Below are 18,643 nucleotides of genomic sequence, written 5' to 3' on the forward strand. Positions count from 1 at the left end.
GTGGAGGCTGATTCAAACAGCCCTCGCGGCGATCAGCCGAGCGAGCAATCAATCCATCATGCCTCATCGCGCCCCGCTCACTTCATGGATGTCACGAGTCGCCGCCCACATCCCGCCCGATCACAGTGCGACAACGTGCACGCCATGCCATTCCAGCGAATTTGCCCGCGAGTTTCGGTCCTCCGCCTCTGCGGGTAACCGCATCGGTCATATGAATTGTAAACCTATCGGTTACATCCTTCGCGCCGCGTGCGGCGCGACGTGGAGACCGGCCGCCAGCGGTCACCCGTCGCGGAGGAGCTCATCAAGGCTCGCCATACAGCGCCGCCGCCCCTGCCTTGTCGAGCCAGGTCAGCACGTAGTCTCCCTCGTTGGTGCCCTCGCACCGGCTCTCCGCGTTGTAGTGCATCACCGACCCCGGATCATAAGGCGTGAGCGCCCGCCAACCGGGACGCTCTGTGCAGGCGCCGTTGCCCTCCGGCCGGGCGTGCTCGTGCCGGAAGCCGAGGACGTGCCCGAGCTCGTGCCGGAGGACCCCGGTCAGGGTCTTCGAGGCGGCCCGAGCGATGTTCTGTAGATCGATGAAGACCTGGTGATACCCCCGCGCGACCATGTTCGGAAGGAAAGCTCGCCCGTTGTAGGTGGTGCCGCTGGCGGGGACTACCTCGAACAGCACGGGATGCTCCTCGTACTCGCAGGCCTCGTCGTGGTCGGGCTCGTAGACGAAGCGGACGGCGGCGGCGCTCGCCCAGGCGGACCCGGCCGACAGCGTCGCGGCGACCACCGCGTCATGATCGTCGCCGAAGCGCGGAGAGACGCAATACGTCAGGTCCATCTTCTGCTCGTCGCTCCAGCGGTCATCGCTCCCGTCGTCGCGCGTGTTGACGATGAGCGCCCCCGGTTGCTGGTACTCGGCGGAGAGTTCCTTCAGGGTCACGTCGTCGTGAACGCCGATGTCGCCGTCGACGAGATAAGCGCCGTCGTTCGGATCGCGCGGGAGGCTGGCCTTCCATTCATCGAAGCTCTGATAAGTATCACCGACGGGCTCGCCTGCACCGGACGACGGGTCGACGACGCAGGCCGCCGCGAGGACGGAGGAGGCGAACAAAAGGAGGAGAAAACCGTGAATGGATGGAGGGATGAACATGGTGAGCTCCTTACTCGGGCCGATCCGGGCCAACTACCCATGACGGCGCAAGCGCCATGCCAGGGCTTTAAGGCCGTCGGGAGGACGGAAGTTCCCGTGCCAGGTTCGATCGCCCCGGTGAAGGAGCGAAGCGGCCGCCTCGTTGTGCGTTCCAGGGCCACAGACGATCCCCATGCGGCATCAGTTCTCGTCCACCGAAGCGCGGCTCGGTGCTCCTGAGTTGTGACCGGTGAGGTCGCGGCGCGGTGACCTAGGGGTCACCTCTGCCCCAGCGCGACGATCACCGCCGTGACGGGGATCATGTACAGCGCCTCCTCGAGGCCGAGGTTGTGCCGGATGAGCCCGTCCGTGTACTGCTGGCCGAGGAAGAAGGTCGTGACCTTGCCGGGATGAGCGAAGGCCAGGAAACAGCCGAGGCGACCCGCGGTCCAGCCGAACGGGAGGGCCAAGGCGATGGCGTCCACGTAACGTCACGCACGGCCCCCGAGCCGGGCGCGGTGACGACGGAGGACGAGCGCCGTGCCCACGACCGCGCCGAGGAAGCGACCGACGAGCGCCCAAGCGAGCAGCCGGCCGGAGATGTCGACATCGAGCCTCGCGCGGACCGAGCGTCTCTTGAGGACCTGTACTCCCACGAAGATCCCGAATGCGACCAGCACGCCGAATGAATCGATGTGCAGCGGGCCGAGCTCGCCGACGGGGGGGCTGGTGTCGCTCACGCTGCCGAGGCTCCTGATGATCCCCGCGATGTACGCGGTGTGGAGGAGCTTCGAGCTCCGCCGGGCCACGCCTGTGGCGCCGCGACGTGTTTGGCCACATCCTCCAGAACCTCGGTCACGTGAGCTTCGCCAGCGTCAAGTCGGATGTCATCTACCTGATCCCGCGGGACGAGGGCTGGGCGCTGACGGCCGACGATCTGACGGATCCCAAGTTCCATTACCTGCGGAAGATCGTCTAGCGCGGGGTCTGCGCAGGATCCGCTGCCCGGACGTCCTCGCGCAGCGCCTCTGCCAGGCGATGGCCGCCGCGCTGCGGGCACCACCAGCGCGTCGAAGGGACGCAGCCTGGAGCTGCAGGCGGCGCTGGCGCTGGTGTCTCCGCAGCGCATTGGACGCGGTCTCGGCCGATGCCCTACAGTCGGCCGGAGCCACATGTTGATCGTCGCCGTCTTCGGGAACCGCCCGGGGGGACCGCTCAGGATCCGGATCTACCTGGAACCAGGGGATCTCGGGAGCAGCCTCCGCCGCGCCGTCGGCTTGATCTACGCAACGGGTCTCCTGCCGGGCCTCATCACGGTGAGCGGCGTCTCGTGCCAGGGGGTGAAGCTCTCCCCAACCGATCGCGTCATCGCCGACGCGATCGTCCGCGAGTCGGGGACCAGGCCCGTGTTGATCGCGTCCATGTGGATGAACTGTTCTCTCACGATCGAATGCTCCTGGCGCGAGGATCCCGGCGAGCGCCCCTCGTCGCTGGGCGTGGACGAGCGGTTGCTCCCGCTCCTCGCCGAGTCACCGGTGAATGCGTTCCTCGTGCTGCCGCCGAAGGTCCAGCCGCTCCGCCAACCGCAGATGTTCCTTCGCCAGGCGGCCCACCAGTCCGGCGATCGGTATGCCATTGCCCTGACGCTGAAGATCCTGCCCTGGCTACGGATCGAGATCTGCTGGGACGACGCTTACTACCCCGAGGCCTACCGCAAGGTGGGAAAGACGGCGCCGGTCGGGCTGATGCAGAAGAAGGCCCTCGACATGGCCCGCTTCTACATCGACTGCGGGATCGAGTCGTTTCGCATCAGCCTGCTCAAGGTGGGCGACGTGGAGGCCGCGGTCAGCCGGAGCAAGCTACCCGTCCCGTGCCTCCTCGCCAGCGACGCGACGCGGGTCGTGGCGAGCTGCATCGACGATCTAGGCTTCGCCGCCTTCCGCGACGGGATCGCCGTGCCCACCTTCACCGACGGCGTCTCGTCCTCCCGCCGGGGGCAGATCCACAAGGTCGTCGACGAGATTGCCGGCGAGGCGTACGGGGGCGATCGGCCCGTCGTGCTCTTCCTCCTGCGATCGACCGGCGGTCTGCCCGGCGGGGCCCACCCCGAGCTCGACACGCGCAAGCAGATGGTCCGGCAGGTCGTGGAGTACCTCTCCATGCAGAAGAACCCTCCGCACATCTTCCTGCTGGGCGATCGTGTCTTCAAGCACGTCGCCTACGAGGGCGAGGTCACGCCGAAGAACGTGTGGAAGAAGGGCGTCCACGACATGATGCAGTGGTGGAATCGCGCCATCGAGACCACGGGATCGACGCTGACCCTGAACGAGCAGCTCTACGGTTACCTCTACCTCTACAGCCGGCTCCGCGACCGTCTGACCATGATCGGCATGCGCAGCGGGATGCTCGAGGCCCCCGCGTTCATGGGCATCCCTACCGTTTACATCGATTACGTGCTCGAGGGGAGGGGCGGCAAGGTGACCACCTCGTCGGGCTTCGAGAGGATGCTCGTGCTCGCCGGCACGCCCCGGGGAGGGAAGTTCGATCTCGGCGACGAGCAGGGGTTCAAGGGCATCAAGGTGCCCAACTACCACATCTTCGCCGTCCGCCCCGTGCAGCTCATCGCCCCAGCGCTGACAGGCGACCCCACCGTCGCCAAGAGCGACGTCGACGGATACAAGGAAGCGCGGCGCGCCCTGAAGAACCGCCCGAAGACGGAGGAGGAACAGCAGTCGACCGTGACGAAGATCTACGCGGAGATCTACCGCGGTCCGACCAAAAAGTTCCTCGGTGAGCGCAAGCTCGTCGAGGTGCTCAAGGCCGCGAAGGCCGTCGTGGCGCCCAAGGAGAGCGAGCTGGAGATGTACCATGAGCTCTCCTCCACGCTGAACGCGCTGATCACGAACGCCGAGCTGCTGATCGACTTCGCCCAACTCTCCGATCTCCGGAGCCTCATCTACGAGCGTGACCGCGATCCCTACGCGCCCTCGCTCAAGATCTCGGGCCGGGATCTGACCTTCGCCCCGCGGAGGCGGAGCGTCGGGCCGCCGCTGCCGGGGTGGCTCACCAAGCTCATCCAAGAGGTCGGTGGGGAGATCTCCAAGGTCAAGAGAGAGATCGATCCAAAGAGGCTCCCGAAGCCCACCACGAAGTCCGAGAAGCAGACGCTGAAGCTCTCGGACAAGCTCGCGAACACCTGGAAGACGATCCCCAACGACGGCGGCGGCAACTGCCTCTTCCTCGCGATCGCGCAGGCGCTTGCCGGGCTCGAGCCGCTCGATCTGCGCGCGGCTGCCCTGCGGCGCCAGGCCATCAGCTTCATGCTCCTCCACTTTGACACGGCGTGGTGGGGCTCAAAGAAGGCGCAGCTCGACTATCTTGGATATATGAGTCAGAACGGCGCGTGGGGCGGCGACCTCGAGATTGCCGCCCTGAGCCTCACGCTCGGGAGGCGAATCGAGGTCTACTCGGTGAATTACGACGCGCCGATCGTCTACAACGCGAACGGGGGAAACACGATCCGGCTCTACCACAACGGCTACCACTACGAGCTCATGAAGGAGAGGTAGCCGGCTCTAAAACCACGTCTCCCAGCGGCCGCTGTCGATCTCGGCGGCGTGCACCGTCGCGGAGATGCGGTCGCGATCGCCCGGGAACGGCTGTATCTGGTGCAGGCGGTAGCTGTCGATGACCAGCGCTCCACCAGCGCTGTAGCTGGCGACGAGGCTCTGCGCGGAGAGCGCCTCGTCGCCAGGATCGTCTCGCCCGTCGTAGAGGACGTCCCAGAGCTTGAGCCCGCCGTCCGCGTCCGGGAGCTCCAGCATCACGACGACCGTGATCGCGCGGAGCCGGCGGGCAAGGTGGTAGTCGGACAGCCCCTCCGTGTCGAAGTGGACGACGCCGCCCTCGCGCGCGACCTTCTCCCCCGCAGGGAAGATGTGGACGCCTGGCCCGCAGAAGCCGCGCCGGGGCTGCGCGAGCCCGCCGGTGAGCGCCGCGACGAGCTCGCGCATCCGGCGCTGGAGCCCGGGGAGGTGGCGCTCGACGCGGGCGTCGGAGGCCGCCGCGTCGGCGAAATAGACCCGGGAGCGCCCCTGCTCCAGGTGCGTGTAGAACGCGCGCCCCAGCGAGAACTGCTCGCCTCCGAAGTCGGCAGTCCACTCGGCCCCGGCCGCGCGGACCCCTGCGACGAGCGCGGCGCGCTCCGCCTCGGAGAACACGCGCGGAACCTCCAGCGCGAAGTGGCGATCGAGCGCGTCGACGGGCCGGGGCGTCGCGCGCGGGGGCGCGGGAAAGGGAGAGGCGGAGGGCGAGCCGGGAGGGGGATCGAGCCGCAGTACGGAGGCGCGGCGCGCGGTCGGCATGGCCAAACCACCGTTAGCACCGCGCGAGGCGGCCAGCCAAGCAGCGACGCGCCGGCCGCGTGGCGAGGCCCGGAACGGCTACCGGTTTTTCCCGCGCGAGCCCCCAGATCCGGGTTACAGTGCCGCCGCGGGAGCACCTTTTTGCGAGCGAGGACAGCGATGGTGTCGGGCAGGCGAGGGGAGAAGCGGCAGGAGCAGCAGGCGTTTGCGCTCAAGGGCACGATGCCTGCCATCACGATGCTCTGTCTGAAGACGGCGGATGTCTCGGCCGTCGAGCGTCAGCTCGCCGACCACATCTCGCAGATGCCGCACTTCTTCCTGCACCTGCCGATCCTGCTCGACCTCGCGGAGCTCGGCGACGAGCCCGTCGACCTCGGCGCCCTCGCCGGGCTGCTGAGGAAGCACAACCTCGTGCCCATCGCCGTGCGCAACCCGACGGACGCCCAGCGCGAGCGGGCCGTCGCCGCCGGCCTCGGCGTGCTGCGGACGCCGCTCACGCGCTCGTCGCGCCAGGCTGCGCCGGCCGAGGGGAGCACCCCCACGCCGGGCCCCGTGGCGGTGGGGCCCGCGCCCGACCGCGGCGCGCCAGGGGCCACCGCCGCGGAGCGCGGCGCGGCAGGGCCCGCCCGGCGCCAGAGGGAAGCCACCCCGGCGCCGGACGCGGCCGGGGAGCCGCCGCCGGCAGGGCTCACCGTGCGGCAGCCGGTGCGCAGCGGGCAGGTCATCTACGTGCCCCACGGCGACCTCGTGGTCCTGTCGCCGGTCAGCTCGGGCGCGGAGCTCATCGCGAACGACAACATCCATGTCTATGCCCCGCTCCGCGGCCGCGCCATGGCCGGCGCCCACAACAACGCGGACGCGAGCATCTTCTGCATGAGCCTGGAGGCCGAGTTCGTCTCGATCGCCGGCCGCTACCTCATGGCCGACGAGATCCCCGACGAGCACCGCGGCAAGCCCGCCCGCATCTCGGTACAGAACGACGGCCTCGTGGTCACACGCCTCTAGAGCGACGGTCACCCGCTTCGGATACGGGCCCACCTCGGCGTTTTCGGTGCTCAGCGCACCGGAGTGCGCTTCCGCGCCGAAAACGCCGATCTGGGCCCGTCTCCTGTGCGGGAGACCGCCGCTCTGCTCTGCATGGTGCAGAGGTGGGAGGAAACCGCTGTAGGGCGTGTCACCTTGGGCGGAGCTCGGTCAGGACGAGCAAGTACTCTGGCGGGTTGTTCGGCGTCAGCTTCGCGTACGGGTTCTCCATCGTCGGGAAGCCGGTGAACCGCTTCGTGCTGTATTCGCCCCACGATGGGTTGTTGAAGAGCGGGATCACCGGGGCGGCCTGCACGAAGATCATCTGCAGTCCGTCCAGGATGCGCTTCTGATCGACAGGGTCCGTCGCGGACTCGAACGCATGGAACAGCACGTCGGCCTCCCTGGCGCCGAAACGGTGCCAGTTGCGCGGCGCCACCTCGCCGAGCGGCTTCACGAGATCTGCGCTCATCAGATCGCGGTAGAAGTTGTAGGGCGTGGGCTCGACGCTGGTCCAGCCCATCGACAGATCGAACAGGCCCTTCTGCAGCGCCGCGTAAAACGCGCTGAAATCGTACGTCTTCATCGACGCGGCGATGCCCACGCTCTCCAGGTTCTGCGTGATGATCTGGACCGCGCGGACCCAGTCGGACCAGCCGCTGACGACGTTGATCTCGAAGTGCATCGGCTTGCCGAGCCTCGTCCGGATCCCGTCCGCGCCCCTCGGGTAGCCCGCCTCGTCGAGGATCTGGTTCGCCCGCTGCGGGTCGAACTTCACCCAGTCCCCCGCCGCCACCGCCTTCTCGTTGCGAAACCGCTCGTAGGAGTCGTCGAGCCCCGTCGCGTCCGCGCCGTGGGTGTAGTTGTCCGCCGCGAGCTTGACGATCTGGTCGCGGTCGATCGCCATGCTGATGGCCTTGCGCACGCGCACGTCGTCGAACGGCTTCTTCGTGGCGTTCGGGTACAGCGTGGCGGTGCCCCCGACGAGCGGAAACCAGTAGTGATGGTTCGCCGGATCCTTGGCGACAAAGACCCGCTCGATGTCCGGCACGAAGGCGCCCGCCCAGTCGATCTCACCGTTGACGAGCGCCAGGGTGACCTGGTCGTTGCTCGGATACGCCGGGAAGCGCAGCCCGTCGACCGCCGGCTTGCCCTCCTGCCAGTAATGCGGGTTCTTGCCGAGCTCGTACACCTGGTTCTGGAAGACCTTCACCTCGGTGAAGGGCCCTGTCGCCACGGGGTTCTCGTTGGCGAACGTGACCGGATCGACGATGTCCTTCCACACGTGCTCCGGCACGATCGGCTGGTGGCCGATGTAGCTGAGCCCGGGCACATAGGGCCGCCTCAGGATGAACTCCACGGTGGTGTCGTCGATCGCCGTCACGGCGCCGAGGAACCGCCACACCCCCGCGAGATCGAGCGCCGCGTGCTTCTTGATGAGCGCGAACGTGAACGCGACGTCCCTCGCCGAGAACGCCTGTCCGTCCGACCATTTGACGCCGGAGCGCGTCGTGAAGGTGAGCTTCTTGTTCGCGTCGCTCCACGCGTAGCTCGTCGCGAGCCACGGCGTGTAATCGCTCCGCATCGTGTTGTAGACGAGCAACGGCTCGTAGATGCCGGCGACCGTCGGGAACCGCGCGCTCCCCTCGGGGAGCAGGGGGTTGAAGTTGCGCACCCAGGTGGCCTGCTGCTCCCTCGCAATCGTGACCACCGCGGCCCGCTTCGGCGGGGGCTGCTGCGCGGAGGCGGCCGCCGCCTGCTGCGCCGACCCCCCCGGCGCCGCCGCCCGCTCTGGAGCGGGGGATGGGTTCTCGCTGCCATTCTTCGAACGACAGCCCGCAGCGGCGCAGGTGGACAGCAGCAGCGCCGACAGGACGAACGCGCGGCGCGGCATGGTTCGACTCATCCCAGACATCCACCTCTCCACGCGGGCGATCTCGACCCCCCCGCGACGCTCCGTTCCCGTGACCACTCCAGCGACGACGCCCGGCCCCCCGCCGAGGCACCCATGCACGACGCTCGCCCCCGTGAACCATCGGGCCAGGTGTCGCCGCGCTCGCACTCTATCGGCGCATGTGGGCACATGTCAACTTGACTGGCTCGCGCCAGATTTCTGGATCTCCTCGCATCCTCCCGCGAAACTTGCAGCGGCTCGGGCCCCCGACCGGGCGCACAGGAGGCTCCGCTGCGCGGAGCCCCTTCCGAGGAGCGGACCGTGACCACCCCCGTCTCACGAACCTTCGTCGACCTGAGCCACACCGTCGAGCACGGCATGACGACCTACAAGGGCGTGCCAGCGCCCGTCGTCTGCGATTTCCTCTCGCGCGAGCAGTCCCGCGGCATTTACGCGGAAGGCGTCGAATTCCACATCGGCCGAATCGACATGGTCGCCAACACGGGCACCTACGTGGACAGCCCGTTTCATCGTTATGCGAACGGCAAGGATCTCGCCGGCTTGCCGCTCGAATCGCTGGCCGATCTGGAGAGCGTGGTGGTCGAGGCGCGGGGCCGGTCCGGGCGGGCGATCGACGCCGACGCCTTCGACGGGCTCGATCTCGCCGGGAAGGCCGTCCTCGTGCGCACGGGCTGGAGCGCTCACTGGCGCACAGACCGCTATTTCGAAGGACACCCGTACCTCACGCGGGACGCGGCGCGGCTCCTGGCCGGCGCAGGCGCCGTGTTCGTGGGCGTCGACACCTACAATATCGACGACACGGCCGATCCCGCGCGGCCAGTCCACTCCCTCCTGCTCGGAGCGGCCATCCCGATCTGCGAGCACATGACGGGGCTCGACCAGCTCCCCGCCGCCGGAGCCCGCCTCTTCGCCGTCCCGGTGAAGGTCCGCGCCTTCGGCACATTCCCGGTCCGGGCGTTCGCCATCCTGTGAGCCGCGCAGGCCGCTCGGTTGAAGCTCGGTGAGGCGCGGGCTTCCCGGGCGCGGCGTCGCGGCGCCCGCGGGGGGAGCTCAGCCTCCGTCGAGCGGGAAGAGCTGCAGGTTCACGGCGACGACGCGCTCGGGCGGCCGCGACTCTGCGATCACCGCGCGCATGTTCTGGAAATAGCTCACGTGGAGCTCGGAGAGCCTCTCGAGATCGGCCGCGGAGACCGTGAAGACGTTGAACGAGAAGCGCCCCTCGGCCTTGCGCGTGAGCCGCGCCAGCCCGACGCCGGCCCAGAAGCACTTGAGCCGGTGCTCCGCGTCCGGGTCCGGGCGCGTGTCCACCGTCCGGATCGGCGCGACGATCCACCGCCCGCGGCTCCTCCGGATCTGGCCGGCCTCCGCGAGCCGATCGAGGCAGCGCGCCTCGTCCTCGACGGGGAACCCGAGCCGCCGCGCGATCCACCCCGGCTCGTGGCGCGGTAGCGCCCGGTAGGCCGGAAGCTCCAGCGCGAGCAGGACGGCGGGGAGCAGCGGCTCCTCGTAGACGGCGCGGCGCTGGGCCTCGAGCGTGCGCCACGCCGCGCTCGCCGCCGGGAGCGCCGCCGGGTCGGAGAAGAGCGCCACGAAATCGAGCAGGCGCAGCGAGCAGGCCTCGACCATCCGCAGGAAGTCCGGCAGCCGCGGCTCGGCCTCGCCCGAGAGCCAGCGCGCGACCGCGTAGCGGCTCCTGCCCGCGCGCCGCGCCACGTCGACGATGGGCGACATGGAGCGCATCTCCGAGAGGAGCGCCGCGACGCCCTCGGCCGACGCCGGATCGGTGCGCGCGAGCCACGCGGGCAGCGACGGAAAGAAGCGCCTCACCGCCCCCGCGACGTCGACCCCCGCGCGCCGCGCGGCGACGAGGAAGGTGGCCGCGGTCGGCCAGCGCCTGCCGGACTCCCACGTGTAAACGACGTTGGTGCGGAAGCCGAGCCGGCGGCTGAAGGCCAGCTGCGAGCGCCGGCCGCGCAGGGCGCGAATCAGCTCTTTTGCAAGGGATTCATGGTCCACGTACCGCAGATTCGCACATGTGGAGGCCAATTTGCCCTATAGAATGTGCGAAGCTGACCTGGCGTCGCGCCGACGACGAACGCAAGGTAGCCCGCAGGAGGTCGTGAACATGCGCGAGCGGAGTTGGCTTTCTTGGGTGGTCGCGGTGGCGACGAGCGTCGGGCTCTTCGGGTGCGTTGATGGCGCGGGCGGCGGGCCGCAGGGCGGCCAGATCGGCGGAGTCCATGGCGCGGAGGGCGGGTGCGACGAGGAGAAGGAGGACATCGGCGCAGACGACGCCTCCCCGCTGGGCTTCTCTGCGAGAGCGGCGCTCACGGCGATCTCCGGAGAGCGCTCCGTCCCGCTCACGTGGGCGAAGGGCGGCAGCACGACGGCGACCGTCTCCGTGGGCGAGCTCGTCGCCGCGCGCTTCGTGCGATCGACCGTGGCAGAGGCAGAGGGCGATTCGAACGGCGCCGAGCCGGCGCTCGCCGTGGATTGCTCGGATCACCTGCAGATCGACGTCCCGCTGGCCTTCTCGACCGAGGACGGCGCGTTCGACGAGTCGTTCGCGGTCACGCTCAGGGTTCCGCGGGTCGACGCCGCCAGCTTCTTTTACAAGATCGATCTCTCCGCGCTCCAGGGCTCGTACGAGGTCACCGAGGTCGATCCCGCGGAGTTCAAGGCGGTCACCGTGTACCTGAGCGGCGCGCTGAGCAGCGGCGCTGTCTCCGGCACGATCAGCGGGGTCGCCGAGAGCCACCCGACCGGGAGCGGGCCGGACGGGTCGGTCTCCGCGCAGCAGTTCGGCGTGGCGCAGTTCTGAGCACGACGCTGCGGCCGCACGACTGCCATCTTCAGCGGAGCCTCGCTGTCCAGGGCGATGCGCACCGGGCGCGGCCCCGGCGCGCTACTCCAGCTCGCCAGCCTGCGCTGCCTTCGCGGAGTTGATGTAACGCCTGACGCCGGCGATGGCGAGCGCCGCGCTCGCGCCGAGGATCTCGACGCCGCCATGGCCGTTCAGCGTGAGATCCAGCCCGCGGTCGCTCGGCGCGAGCACGAGCGAGACCAGCGTCGGTGATGCGGCGAGCGCGCCGAAGCTCGCCGCCACAGGGCCGTCGAGCAGGCCCGCGAACGCCTGACGGTCGATGTACAGCTGCAGATGCGAGGCGCCCTTCGCGAGCGCCCGAGCCTCGGTGAACGAAGGGGTCGCGGCCAGCGATTCCTTGTCTTTCCCGAAGCGCGCGGCGACCTGAGCGAGGTAGCTGCGGTCGCCCGCGCCGATCAGGATGAACCCAGGCCGGGTCTCGGCCCTCAGCTCGTTGCCGTCCTCGAGATCTTGCGCGAGCGATCCAGGCTTGGCCCTGAGCTTCTTTGATGTCCGCTTCATGTGCGCGGCGACCGCGCCAAACACCTTCTTTTGCGCTGCCTCATCCGCGGTCGCCAGCGCGATCAGCACGGCGCTGTGCTTGAGCGTCTCGGCGCGCCTGGCGCCTGCGAGGTTGAGCTTGTGCTTCGGATCGCGGTAGATCCCGACCGAGGCCTCGCCGCCGAGCGCCTTGTCGATATCGCCGAGCTCGAGCCCTACCTCGGCGAGCGCGGCCGCAGCCGCCGCCGCGGTGCGCTCGCCGGCGAGCCCGTCGAACGTTCCGAGGACGTCGCTCACCGTCTTTCCTGGCGATCGCTGAAGGGACAGCCCGAACGTCACAAGCGCCCCCTGGGGCAGCTTCGCCACGGCGGCATGGTCCGTCGCCGCGAGCACCGTGCCGAGCGCGGGAACTTCCGGTCCGAAAAGCGCGAGCTCCACGTGGAGCCCGGGCGCGTCCTGGCTCATGGGAATGGCGATGAAGAGCCGTGAGCCGGGCTCGGGGCCGGTCGCGCCGCTGCCTTGCAGCCGGTGGAGGTCGATCGCGAGCCAGGGATCCTTCGCGCGCTCGGGCTGGAAGAGCGCGGACGTCTTGAACGACGGCTCGCGCTGCCCCGCGACGCGCAGCGCCCTCGATAGCGGCTCTGGCCGGGCGCAGACGAGCGCGACCCGCGCCTCGGCGAGCCACGCGCCGTGGGCGACCACGTTGTCCTCGTCGCCTCGAAGCGCGAACCTACCCTCGCCGGCCTCGCGCGGCAGCTCCTTCAGCAGCCGCTCCACCGGGGCTCCGTCGCTGAATCGCGCCACCACGCAGCCGTTCTCGACGATCGCCCCCAGGGATTCGCGTGGAGCCGCCTCGCCCCCGACGAACACCGTGGCGCCGTCGAACGATGCCATCAGATCGCGAGCGAGGTCAGGGCTCAGGCCGGGCTGGCGCGCCAGGACCGCCGTGACCTCCGTGAGGAGCGTCTCCCGGACGGCGGGCGCAGCGGCCGCGAGGAACGCGCCGGCCTGCGGGACGCTCGCTACCAGCGCCGCATCGCTGGGGATGACGTCGACGAGCGACTCCACGCTTCGCGGCATCGCGGGGGCGCTCGGCGGCGCGGTCCCTGCGAGCGCTGGGGCCGCGGCCGAGCGCGGCGGCGTCGCCGCAGGGGGCCCTCCGCAGGACGCGAGCGCGACCAGCCCGGTCACGGCGAGAAGTCGGGGAAAGGCGAGGCGCATCGACAGGGGGGTTCTCCTCATGGATGTGCGCCGTGGTACACCCGACCGGCTCAGGTGTCTCCGCCAAAGCGCCTGAGCGGCAGGGATGCGCGTGCCCCGGTCGCCACGCGGGCCCTGCCCATCACCAGAGATCTCGGCCGTCCGAGGAGAGAGAGCTGCCCTGGCGCGTCAGCGGCGCAGCTGCGCGCGGACCTCCATCAGGATGATGCCCAGCATGTTCCGCCCGCTCCCGTCGCCGCCGTCGGCCCAATAGGAGTCGTTCGCGGTGTGCTCGATCAGCTCTGCGTCCCCGGTGTCGAGCAGGGCGCGCCGGAGATCCTCATGCTGGGTGAACTTCGCCAGCACCACCTCGCGCATGACGTCGTCTTTGACCTGCTCCCAGTCGGGGCGCAGCGGGCGGCTCCGCTGCCTGCCCATGCGCGCCGCCTCGCCGGGGCCGGGGGCGTTGCGGATCACCTCCTCGTGCTCGGTGCCGGGGAACTTCTGGGCCTGAAAGTAGTGCTCGCTCGTGGGCCACACCTTGCCTTTGAGCGTGACCGGGTGGCGCGAGAAGTTGGAGAAGAACCCGTGAGCGTCGCCGGAGCGATAGAAGCGGATGACGGTCATGGGCGCAGTCTACCCCACCGCCCCCGCGGCGCCGGGGTGGAACCTCGCCCCGAGCCCTCCGCCATCCACGGCGCCGCTACTGGATCGAGCCGATCTGATCGAGGAAGTCGTTGTATTTGTCGAAATCTCCCGACGGAACCACGTCGACGCCGATGTTGACCCGATGATCGTCGTACATCAGATCACCGAGGAGGCCCTTCGTCTGCTCGAGGCCGAATGTCTGGATGCCATAGAGGATGTAGGGCACGAGGTATCCCTCGTAATATTGCCGCTGGACGACCGTGGCCTTGATGCGCCCCTTCTGCATGTATTCGGCGGTCTTTGGATCGAAGTCGAACGTGATGATGGGGATGTCCAGCCTTCCGGCGGCTTCTGCGGCCATCACGCACCGATACGAGATGTTGAACACGCCGATCATGCCCACGACGGGCGGGTTCGCGGTCTCGATCGCGGTCTTCAGCTGATTGACGTCATACGCTTCCTGGTCGTTGATGAAGACGGCCTGGATCGGCGGCGTCGTGTAGCCGAGCTGCCCGAGTACCTCCAGGACCCCCTCTGTTCGCTGGACGCCATCGTACCAATCCGATGAGGTGTCGCCGTGAACCAGCACTGTCCCTGGTGGGGGAGGCAAATTCCCGATCTTGGGATCGAGGAGGGCGTGCGCGGCCCTGGCGCCGGCTTCCTTCTGGATGGCCCCGACGTAGAGTGTGCGCTTCGAGTCCTTCAGATCAGTGTCGAACGTCACCACGTGGAGGCCCTTGTCCACGGCTTCATTGATAGCGGCCTCGTTGATGACGCTGTAGGGCGAGACGCCGACGCCCTGGGCGTCGTCCTCTATCGCGTTCGCGATCTGTTGATTCTGGAGGTTCTGCGACGCCATGCCGTCGTCCGTCGTCATCTGGGTGGTCGGACCGAGCACGTTCCCCACGGCCTCGAGCTCCCCCATGGCTCGGTTGGCGCCGGTGGCGATCGGCTCGAAGAACGTGGAGAGGTGCTTCAGCAGGACCACCATCTGGATCGGCTTGAGCCCGCTCTGGTTGATCGCGCCGACGAGGTTGTCGATCGTCCGCTCGAGCTCCGTTGGCGTGAACAGGGTGACCGGGGTCCGATCTCGCCTGATCTTGATGACCTCCTCGGTCGGCTCGTCCGATTGGGGGGCGTCCTCTGTTGCGCACGCCGCCGTCATCACCATGAGCCCGAGGGCGGTCATCCAGCGTCTTCCCGTCATCTTCATGACATTCCCTCCTCGGCGGTCGGCGAGCACGATGCCGAGATCTGGGACGCGAGTCCCACAAGCATCCTGGTCTCCATACAGTGGAGCCGACATCTGCGATAAACGAGCACCATGTCGGTTCGACGGGAGCATTGCAACGTCGTGGGCGTCCTGAAACCCATGTTTGCAATTTTGAGATACGACGTCGACGAAGTGGCTGTCAATAGGCACGGAAAATCGCCGATGAGGAGCGGCGTGAAGGCGAGGTGGGAGCTCTCGGCTGAAGGCACCACGCGCAGGGGTGCCATGGAAGCACGATTACACTCCTCGCCTCGCCCCGGCGGCGCGCCTCTGGCAGGTCGCCGCCCGTCGCGGAAGGAGGTGGAGAATGCTTACGTGAGCTCGCTGAGCGCGCCCGTGGTGAGCGCCGGGTCGGGCTGGGAGCCGAACGACTCGATCTCGACGCCGAACGCCTGGGCGATCGACACGAGGATCCGGCTGTTCGTGACGGGCGTGAACGTGGCGTCGGCCTCGCCGCACCACGGCGCGTCGGCAGGGCAATCCGCCTTGAGCTTGATGCGCCGGCCCATCCTGAGCTTCCCGTTCGCCCCGCCCGCCAGCAGCGTCGGCACATTGCGCGTGCTGTGCAGGGAGGGGTTCCCCATGTCGCTCGACGCATAGATCAGCGTGCTGTCGAGGGCGCCGAGCTCGTCGAGCCGCTGCATGAGGCGCGCGATCTTCGAGTAGCTGTACCGGTTGAACTTCGCGAGCGGCACCCAGGTTTCGGGCTTGCCAGCGCCGGGGCGGCCGTTGTTGCCGACCGGCGAGGCGTCGTATGTGTGCGCGACCGAGCCGTGGTTGTCCGCCGGCAACCCGAGCGGGTTGTTCGCGTAGGCCAGGTCGTTCATGAACAGCGTGGCGAAGCGCGTGACGCCGCAGGCGAGCGCCTGCGCCAGGAGGTCGACGTGCGCGTCGGTGATGGCGTCGAAGTAGGGCTCGCCGCCGTTGTACTGCTTCACCGACGGGAACTTCGACGCGTCGGGCAGCGGCGGCACGACGCACGACGGCCCGCCGGCCGAAGGCGCGGCGTACTGCTTCTCCAGCTCGCGGAGCGACGTCAGGTGCTGATCGAGCTTCTGCTGCTCGGCGGGCGCGAGGCGCGTGCGCAGGCGGTTGACGTCGCCGCGCACGAAGTCGATGACGCTCTGGCCGAGCTCGCGCTGCCGGGCCGCGCGGGCCTGGGCCTCGGGGTCGTCGCCCACGACGAGGCCCGCGAACAGCAGGTTGAACGCCTCCACCGGGTGGATGATCTTCGGCAGCGGCGCGCCGCCCGCGCCGAAGGACAGCGTCTGCCCGGCCTCGGTCCCGTCCATGCCGACGCCGAGCGCGACGCTCGTGATGCGCGTGTCCGCGCCGAGGCCCTTCTCCACGGCGAGGTACTGGTCGAGCGAGAGGTTGAGCGGCTTCTTCCCGTCGATGCGGCTGCCGGTCAGCATCGTGCCGGCCGAGTCGTGCCCGTTGGCGTTCGACAGGTGGTCGATGCCCTCGACGACGAGGATCTTGTCCTTGAAGCTCCGGCCGTAGGTCGCCGGGTCATCGAACGGCTGGAGAGAGCAGTTCTCGTACGCGATATCGAAGCTCGTCTCCGTGTCCCCCGCGCGCATGGCCCAGTACTCGGCGGCGATGCCGTGGGGGTGATAGATGGCGACGAGCTTGAGCGGCAGCTCCTCGCCGCCCGCCTGGGCGACGGAGTCCGCGAGCATGTTGACGAAAGGAAGCGTCGCGAGGCTCGCCCCCACGGCGCGAAGGAAGGTACGGCGGGTCGACCGGCGCATCACTGGGGCCTCCGATGGCTGAAGAGACTGCTCTTGACGTAGGTGATCAGCGTTTCGACGAGCTTGCCCTGCTCTGCCTCAGGGACGGCCTGCCATGCCTTCAAGAACGACGCCTCGCTCTCCGCGGCGGCCTCGCCGCTGCGGCCCACCGAGGCGCGGAACACGTTGCGGGCGAAGCACGAGCGCACCGTTGGGCTCGTGGACAGGGCCTGCGCGAGGGCGTTGCTGTCGGCGTACGCCCCGTCGAAGTCGGCGCCGATCGCGACGGTGACCGCGCTGTCGACCGGTTGTTGGTTGTCCTGCGTGCGGACCTTGCCCATGCCGTCGAAGCGCTCGAACGAGAACCCGATCGGATCGATGCTGTTGTGGCACCCCTTGCACGCCCCGTCGGTGGAGTGGATCTCGAAGCGCTGCCGCGTCGTCTTGCTCGGATCGGGCACCGGCGGGACGACGTTGATGTTCAGCTCGGTGGGCGACCGGAGGTTGACGCAGGCGACGCGGCGCAGGACGGTCACCCCGCGCAGCACAGGCGCGGTCTCCGTGGCGTGCGCATACACGGAGAGGAACGCGCCCTGGTTGAGGAGGCCCCGCCGGTCGGAGAACGACACGCGTCCTGTGCTGGGGGCGCCGTACACCTTCGAGAGCGGCTCATCGACGATGCTCCAGTCGGCGCCCAGGAGCTCGCCGACCGTCCCGGTGGAGTTCATCAGGACCTCCGTGACGAAGTCCTCCGTCTCGCGCTCCATCGACGCCCTGGCGCCGGCGAAGTCGCCGTAGACGTTCGAGTCCTTCGCCGTCATCGCGATCCGGTCGACGCCGAGCCACTCGCGGACGACCCGCACGATGCGCTCGCGCGCCGCCGACGTCTGGAGCAGCCGGCGCACCTCGGCCTCCCGGCCCTCGGGGGTCGACAGCGCGCCCGCGACGGCGGCCTCCATCAGCGCATCATCGGGCGGGCCAGCGGTGATGAGGTAGGAGAGGGAGCTCGCCAGCTCATGGGGAGTCAGCGCCAGCGCATCTCCGCCGGATCCATCGCCGATCTCGGTCAGGTAGAGAAAGCCCGGCGACTGCAGGACCGCGCGCGCGACGAGCTCGATGCCGTCCGCGTAGGTCGCGCCCTTCGCGCCGATCCGATAGACCGCGAGCAGCGCGTCGGCCTCCGCCGCGTCGAGCGGGCGGCGGTAGGCGCGCCCGCCGAACGACGTGATGAACGTCCTGGCGCAGCTCTCCGCCAGCGTCCCCGGATCGGCGCAGGGGGCGAGCACCGAGGCCTTGCCCTTCACCTCGGCCGCGAGCGCCTCTGCCGCGGCGGCGAGCTGCTTCGCCAGCACCGGATCGACGCGCTGCGCGTCGTTGACCGTGAAGCCGTCCTGCCGCGAATCCGGCGCGAACCCCTCGCTCGGGTTGGTGGTGGTCCCCGTCAGCGCGCGCACCGAGGCGGCATACTCGGCGTTGGTGAGCCTGCGGATGCGCGCTGGGAGGAGGCTCGCGCTCTCCGTCCCGTCGGGCAGCGTGACGCCGCCTCCGCCAGCGTCGGGATCTCCTACGTCTCCCGTGCAGCCGGCGACCCCTGCCAGCGTCATCGCCAGCATGATCCCGCAAGAATGATAACCAAGTGATCGATCCATGGTTCATTTTATGCGCGCAAGAGCTCCCGCCTGCAACCGCTTGTGCTCTCCCGGCGCGCCTGAGAACCACAGAGTGAACCGTGACATGTCACGGTTCGCGGCATTACATGTCACGCTTGGCGGTGTGACATGTCACGGGTGAATGTGACACGCCTCACGGCGGGCGACTCTTCGCCCAGCGCGTGAAACGTGATGGATCGAGAGAACTAGCGGTTTCCGTGCATGGCATACGGCGTGCTTTGCCCCTCCGGGCGAGGCCGAGCAGCAGCGTCGAGCCTCCGGAACGCACCTGATCGCGCTCTTCTGCCGCTGGCAGAGGGGAGAGGCCGCACGCTGGGCCGCGGCGCG

At 68.8% G+C, this 18,643-nt stretch carries 16 protein-coding genes; 5 read left to right on the forward strand and 11 right to left on the reverse strand.

Features of this window, described 5'->3' with window-relative positions; translation table 11 throughout:
* Positions 1–304 precede the first annotated feature (304 nt).
* The 3 genes from WME79_RS18935 to WME79_RS18945 form a co-directional block, all read right to left on the reverse strand.
* Complete coding sequence (locus WME79_RS18935) at positions 305–1,147, reverse strand: hypothetical protein (protein ID WP_437537730.1); 843 nt, start codon at positions 1,145–1,147, stop codon at positions 305–307.
* Positions 1,148–1,404: 257 nt separating this feature from the next.
* Positions 1,405–1,596: a hypothetical protein gene (locus WME79_RS18940; protein ID WP_437537733.1), complete on the reverse strand. Its 192-nt coding sequence runs from the start codon at positions 1,594–1,596 to the stop codon at positions 1,405–1,407.
* Positions 1,597–1,617: 21 nt separating this feature from the next.
* Positions 1,618–1,935, reverse strand: coding sequence for a hypothetical protein (locus tag WME79_RS18945; RefSeq protein WP_437537735.1), 318 nt, complete (start codon positions 1,933–1,935; stop codon positions 1,618–1,620).
* Positions 1,936–1,952: 17 nt separating this feature from the next.
* Here WME79_RS18945 and WME79_RS18950 point away from each other — a divergent pair, with 17 nt between their 5' ends.
* Positions 1,953–2,105: a hypothetical protein gene (locus WME79_RS18950; protein ID WP_437537738.1), complete on the forward strand. Its 153-nt coding sequence runs from the start codon at positions 1,953–1,955 to the stop codon at positions 2,103–2,105.
* 193 nt (positions 2,106–2,298) lie between these two features.
* Entirely contained in the window at positions 2,299–4,695 is a 2,397-nt protein-coding gene (locus tag WME79_RS18955) for an OTU domain-containing protein (RefSeq protein ID WP_437537740.1), read from the forward strand.
* Between the two features lie 6 nt (positions 4,696–4,701).
* Here WME79_RS18955 and WME79_RS18960 read toward each other — a convergent pair whose 3' ends face one another.
* Positions 4,702–5,490, reverse strand: a complete 789-nt coding sequence (locus WME79_RS18960; RefSeq protein ID WP_437537743.1) for a hypothetical protein — start codon at positions 5,488–5,490, stop codon at positions 4,702–4,704.
* A gap of 159 nt (positions 5,491–5,649) precedes the next feature.
* Here WME79_RS18960 and minC point away from each other — a divergent pair, with 159 nt between their 5' ends.
* A complete protein-coding gene (gene minC / locus WME79_RS18965; protein ID WP_437537746.1) occupies positions 5,650–6,495 on the forward strand; it encodes a septum site-determining protein MinC in 846 nt (281 codons plus the stop codon).
* A 169-nt stretch (positions 6,496–6,664) separates the two neighbouring features.
* On the opposite strand, the gene WME79_RS18970 is transcribed toward minC, so the two are convergent.
* Positions 6,665–8,407, reverse strand: a complete 1,743-nt coding sequence (locus WME79_RS18970; RefSeq protein WP_437539879.1) for an ABC transporter substrate-binding protein — start codon at positions 8,405–8,407, stop codon at positions 6,665–6,667.
* A 321-nt stretch (positions 8,408–8,728) separates the two neighbouring features.
* Between WME79_RS18970 and WME79_RS18975 the strand changes: the two genes are divergently transcribed.
* The gene (locus WME79_RS18975) at positions 8,729–9,400 is read left to right on the forward strand and encodes a cyclase family protein (RefSeq protein WP_437537749.1); all 672 of its coding nucleotides are present in this window, start codon (positions 8,729–8,731) and stop codon (positions 9,398–9,400) included.
* A gap of 78 nt (positions 9,401–9,478) precedes the next feature.
* Here the strand turns inward: WME79_RS18975 and WME79_RS18980 are convergent, their stop codons facing one another.
* The gene (locus WME79_RS18980; protein ID WP_437537752.1) at positions 9,479–10,444 is read right to left on the reverse strand and encodes a DUF4423 domain-containing protein; all 966 of its coding nucleotides are present in this window, start codon (positions 10,442–10,444) and stop codon (positions 9,479–9,481) included.
* A 109-nt stretch (positions 10,445–10,553) separates the two neighbouring features.
* Between WME79_RS18980 and WME79_RS18985 the strand changes: the two genes are divergently transcribed.
* Entirely contained in the window at positions 10,554–11,249 is a 696-nt protein-coding gene (locus WME79_RS18985) for a hypothetical protein (RefSeq protein ID WP_437537755.1), read from the forward strand.
* Between the two features lie 84 nt (positions 11,250–11,333).
* On the opposite strand, the gene WME79_RS18990 is transcribed toward WME79_RS18985, so the two are convergent.
* The 5 genes from WME79_RS18990 to WME79_RS19010 all read right to left on the reverse strand — a co-directional run bounded on the left by WME79_RS18990 (position 11,334) and on the right by WME79_RS19010 (position 18,295).
* Positions 11,334–13,034: a hypothetical protein gene (locus tag WME79_RS18990; protein ID WP_437537757.1), complete on the reverse strand. Its 1,701-nt coding sequence runs from the start codon at positions 13,032–13,034 to the stop codon at positions 11,334–11,336.
* Between the two features lie 147 nt (positions 13,035–13,181).
* Positions 13,182–13,619: an NADAR family protein gene (locus WME79_RS18995; protein WP_437537760.1), complete on the reverse strand. Its 438-nt coding sequence runs from the start codon at positions 13,617–13,619 to the stop codon at positions 13,182–13,184.
* 76 nt (positions 13,620–13,695) lie between these two features.
* Positions 13,696–14,853, reverse strand: coding sequence for a sugar ABC transporter substrate-binding protein (locus WME79_RS19000; RefSeq protein WP_437537764.1), 1,158 nt, complete (start codon positions 14,851–14,853; stop codon positions 13,696–13,698).
* 371 nt (positions 14,854–15,224) lie between these two features.
* The gene (locus tag WME79_RS19005; protein ID WP_437537767.1) at positions 15,225–16,667 is read right to left on the reverse strand and encodes a DUF1552 domain-containing protein; all 1,443 of its coding nucleotides are present in this window, start codon (positions 16,665–16,667) and stop codon (positions 15,225–15,227) included.
* The gene (locus WME79_RS19010; protein WP_437537769.1) at positions 16,667–18,295 is read right to left on the reverse strand and encodes a DUF1592 domain-containing protein; all 1,629 of its coding nucleotides are present in this window, start codon (positions 18,293–18,295) and stop codon (positions 16,667–16,669) included. Before WME79_RS19010 ends, WME79_RS19005 begins: the two co-directional genes overlap by 1 nt.
* Between the last annotated feature and the right edge of the window lie 348 nt (positions 18,296–18,643).

This window comes from Sorangium sp. So ce726, assembly GCF_051521405.1.
Taxonomy (GTDB): Bacteria; Myxococcota_A; Polyangia; order Polyangiales; family Polyangiaceae; genus Sorangium.

What these genes read in the sequence shown, in the direction of transcription:
- WME79_RS18960 (WP_437537743.1), bottom strand. Translation starts at nt 5,490, where the DNA reads ATGCCGACCGCGCGCCGCGCCTCCGTACTGCGGCTCGATCCCCCTCCC.
- WME79_RS19010 (WP_437537769.1), bottom strand. Translation starts at nt 18,295, where the DNA reads ATGGATCGATCACTTGGTTATCATTCTTGCGGGATCATGCTGGCGATG.
- WME79_RS18995 (WP_437537760.1), bottom strand. Translation starts at nt 13,619, where the DNA reads ATGACCGTCATCCGCTTCTATCGCTCCGGCGACGCTCACGGGTTCTTC.
- WME79_RS19000 (WP_437537764.1), bottom strand. Translation starts at nt 14,853, where the DNA reads ATGAAGATGACGGGAAGACGCTGGATGACCGCCCTCGGGCTCATGGTG.
- WME79_RS18990 (WP_437537757.1), bottom strand. Translation starts at nt 13,034, where the DNA reads ATGAGGAGAACCCCCCTGTCGATGCGCCTCGCCTTTCCCCGACTTCTC.
- WME79_RS18935 (WP_437537730.1), bottom strand. Translation starts at nt 1,147, where the DNA reads ATGTTCATCCCTCCATCCATTCACGGTTTTCTCCTCCTTTTGTTCGCC.
- WME79_RS18970 (WP_437539879.1), bottom strand. Translation starts at nt 8,407, where the DNA reads ATGCCGCGCCGCGCGTTCGTCCTGTCGGCGCTGCTGCTGTCCACCTGC.
- minC (WP_437537746.1), top strand. Translation starts at nt 5,650, where the DNA reads ATGGTGTCGGGCAGGCGAGGGGAGAAGCGGCAGGAGCAGCAGGCGTTT.
- WME79_RS18955 (WP_437537740.1), top strand. Translation starts at nt 2,299, where the DNA reads ATGTTGATCGTCGCCGTCTTCGGGAACCGCCCGGGGGGACCGCTCAGG.
- WME79_RS18985 (WP_437537755.1), top strand. Translation starts at nt 10,554, where the DNA reads ATGCGCGAGCGGAGTTGGCTTTCTTGGGTGGTCGCGGTGGCGACGAGC.
- WME79_RS19005 (WP_437537767.1), bottom strand. Translation starts at nt 16,667, where the DNA reads ATGCGCCGGTCGACCCGCCGTACCTTCCTTCGCGCCGTGGGGGCGAGC.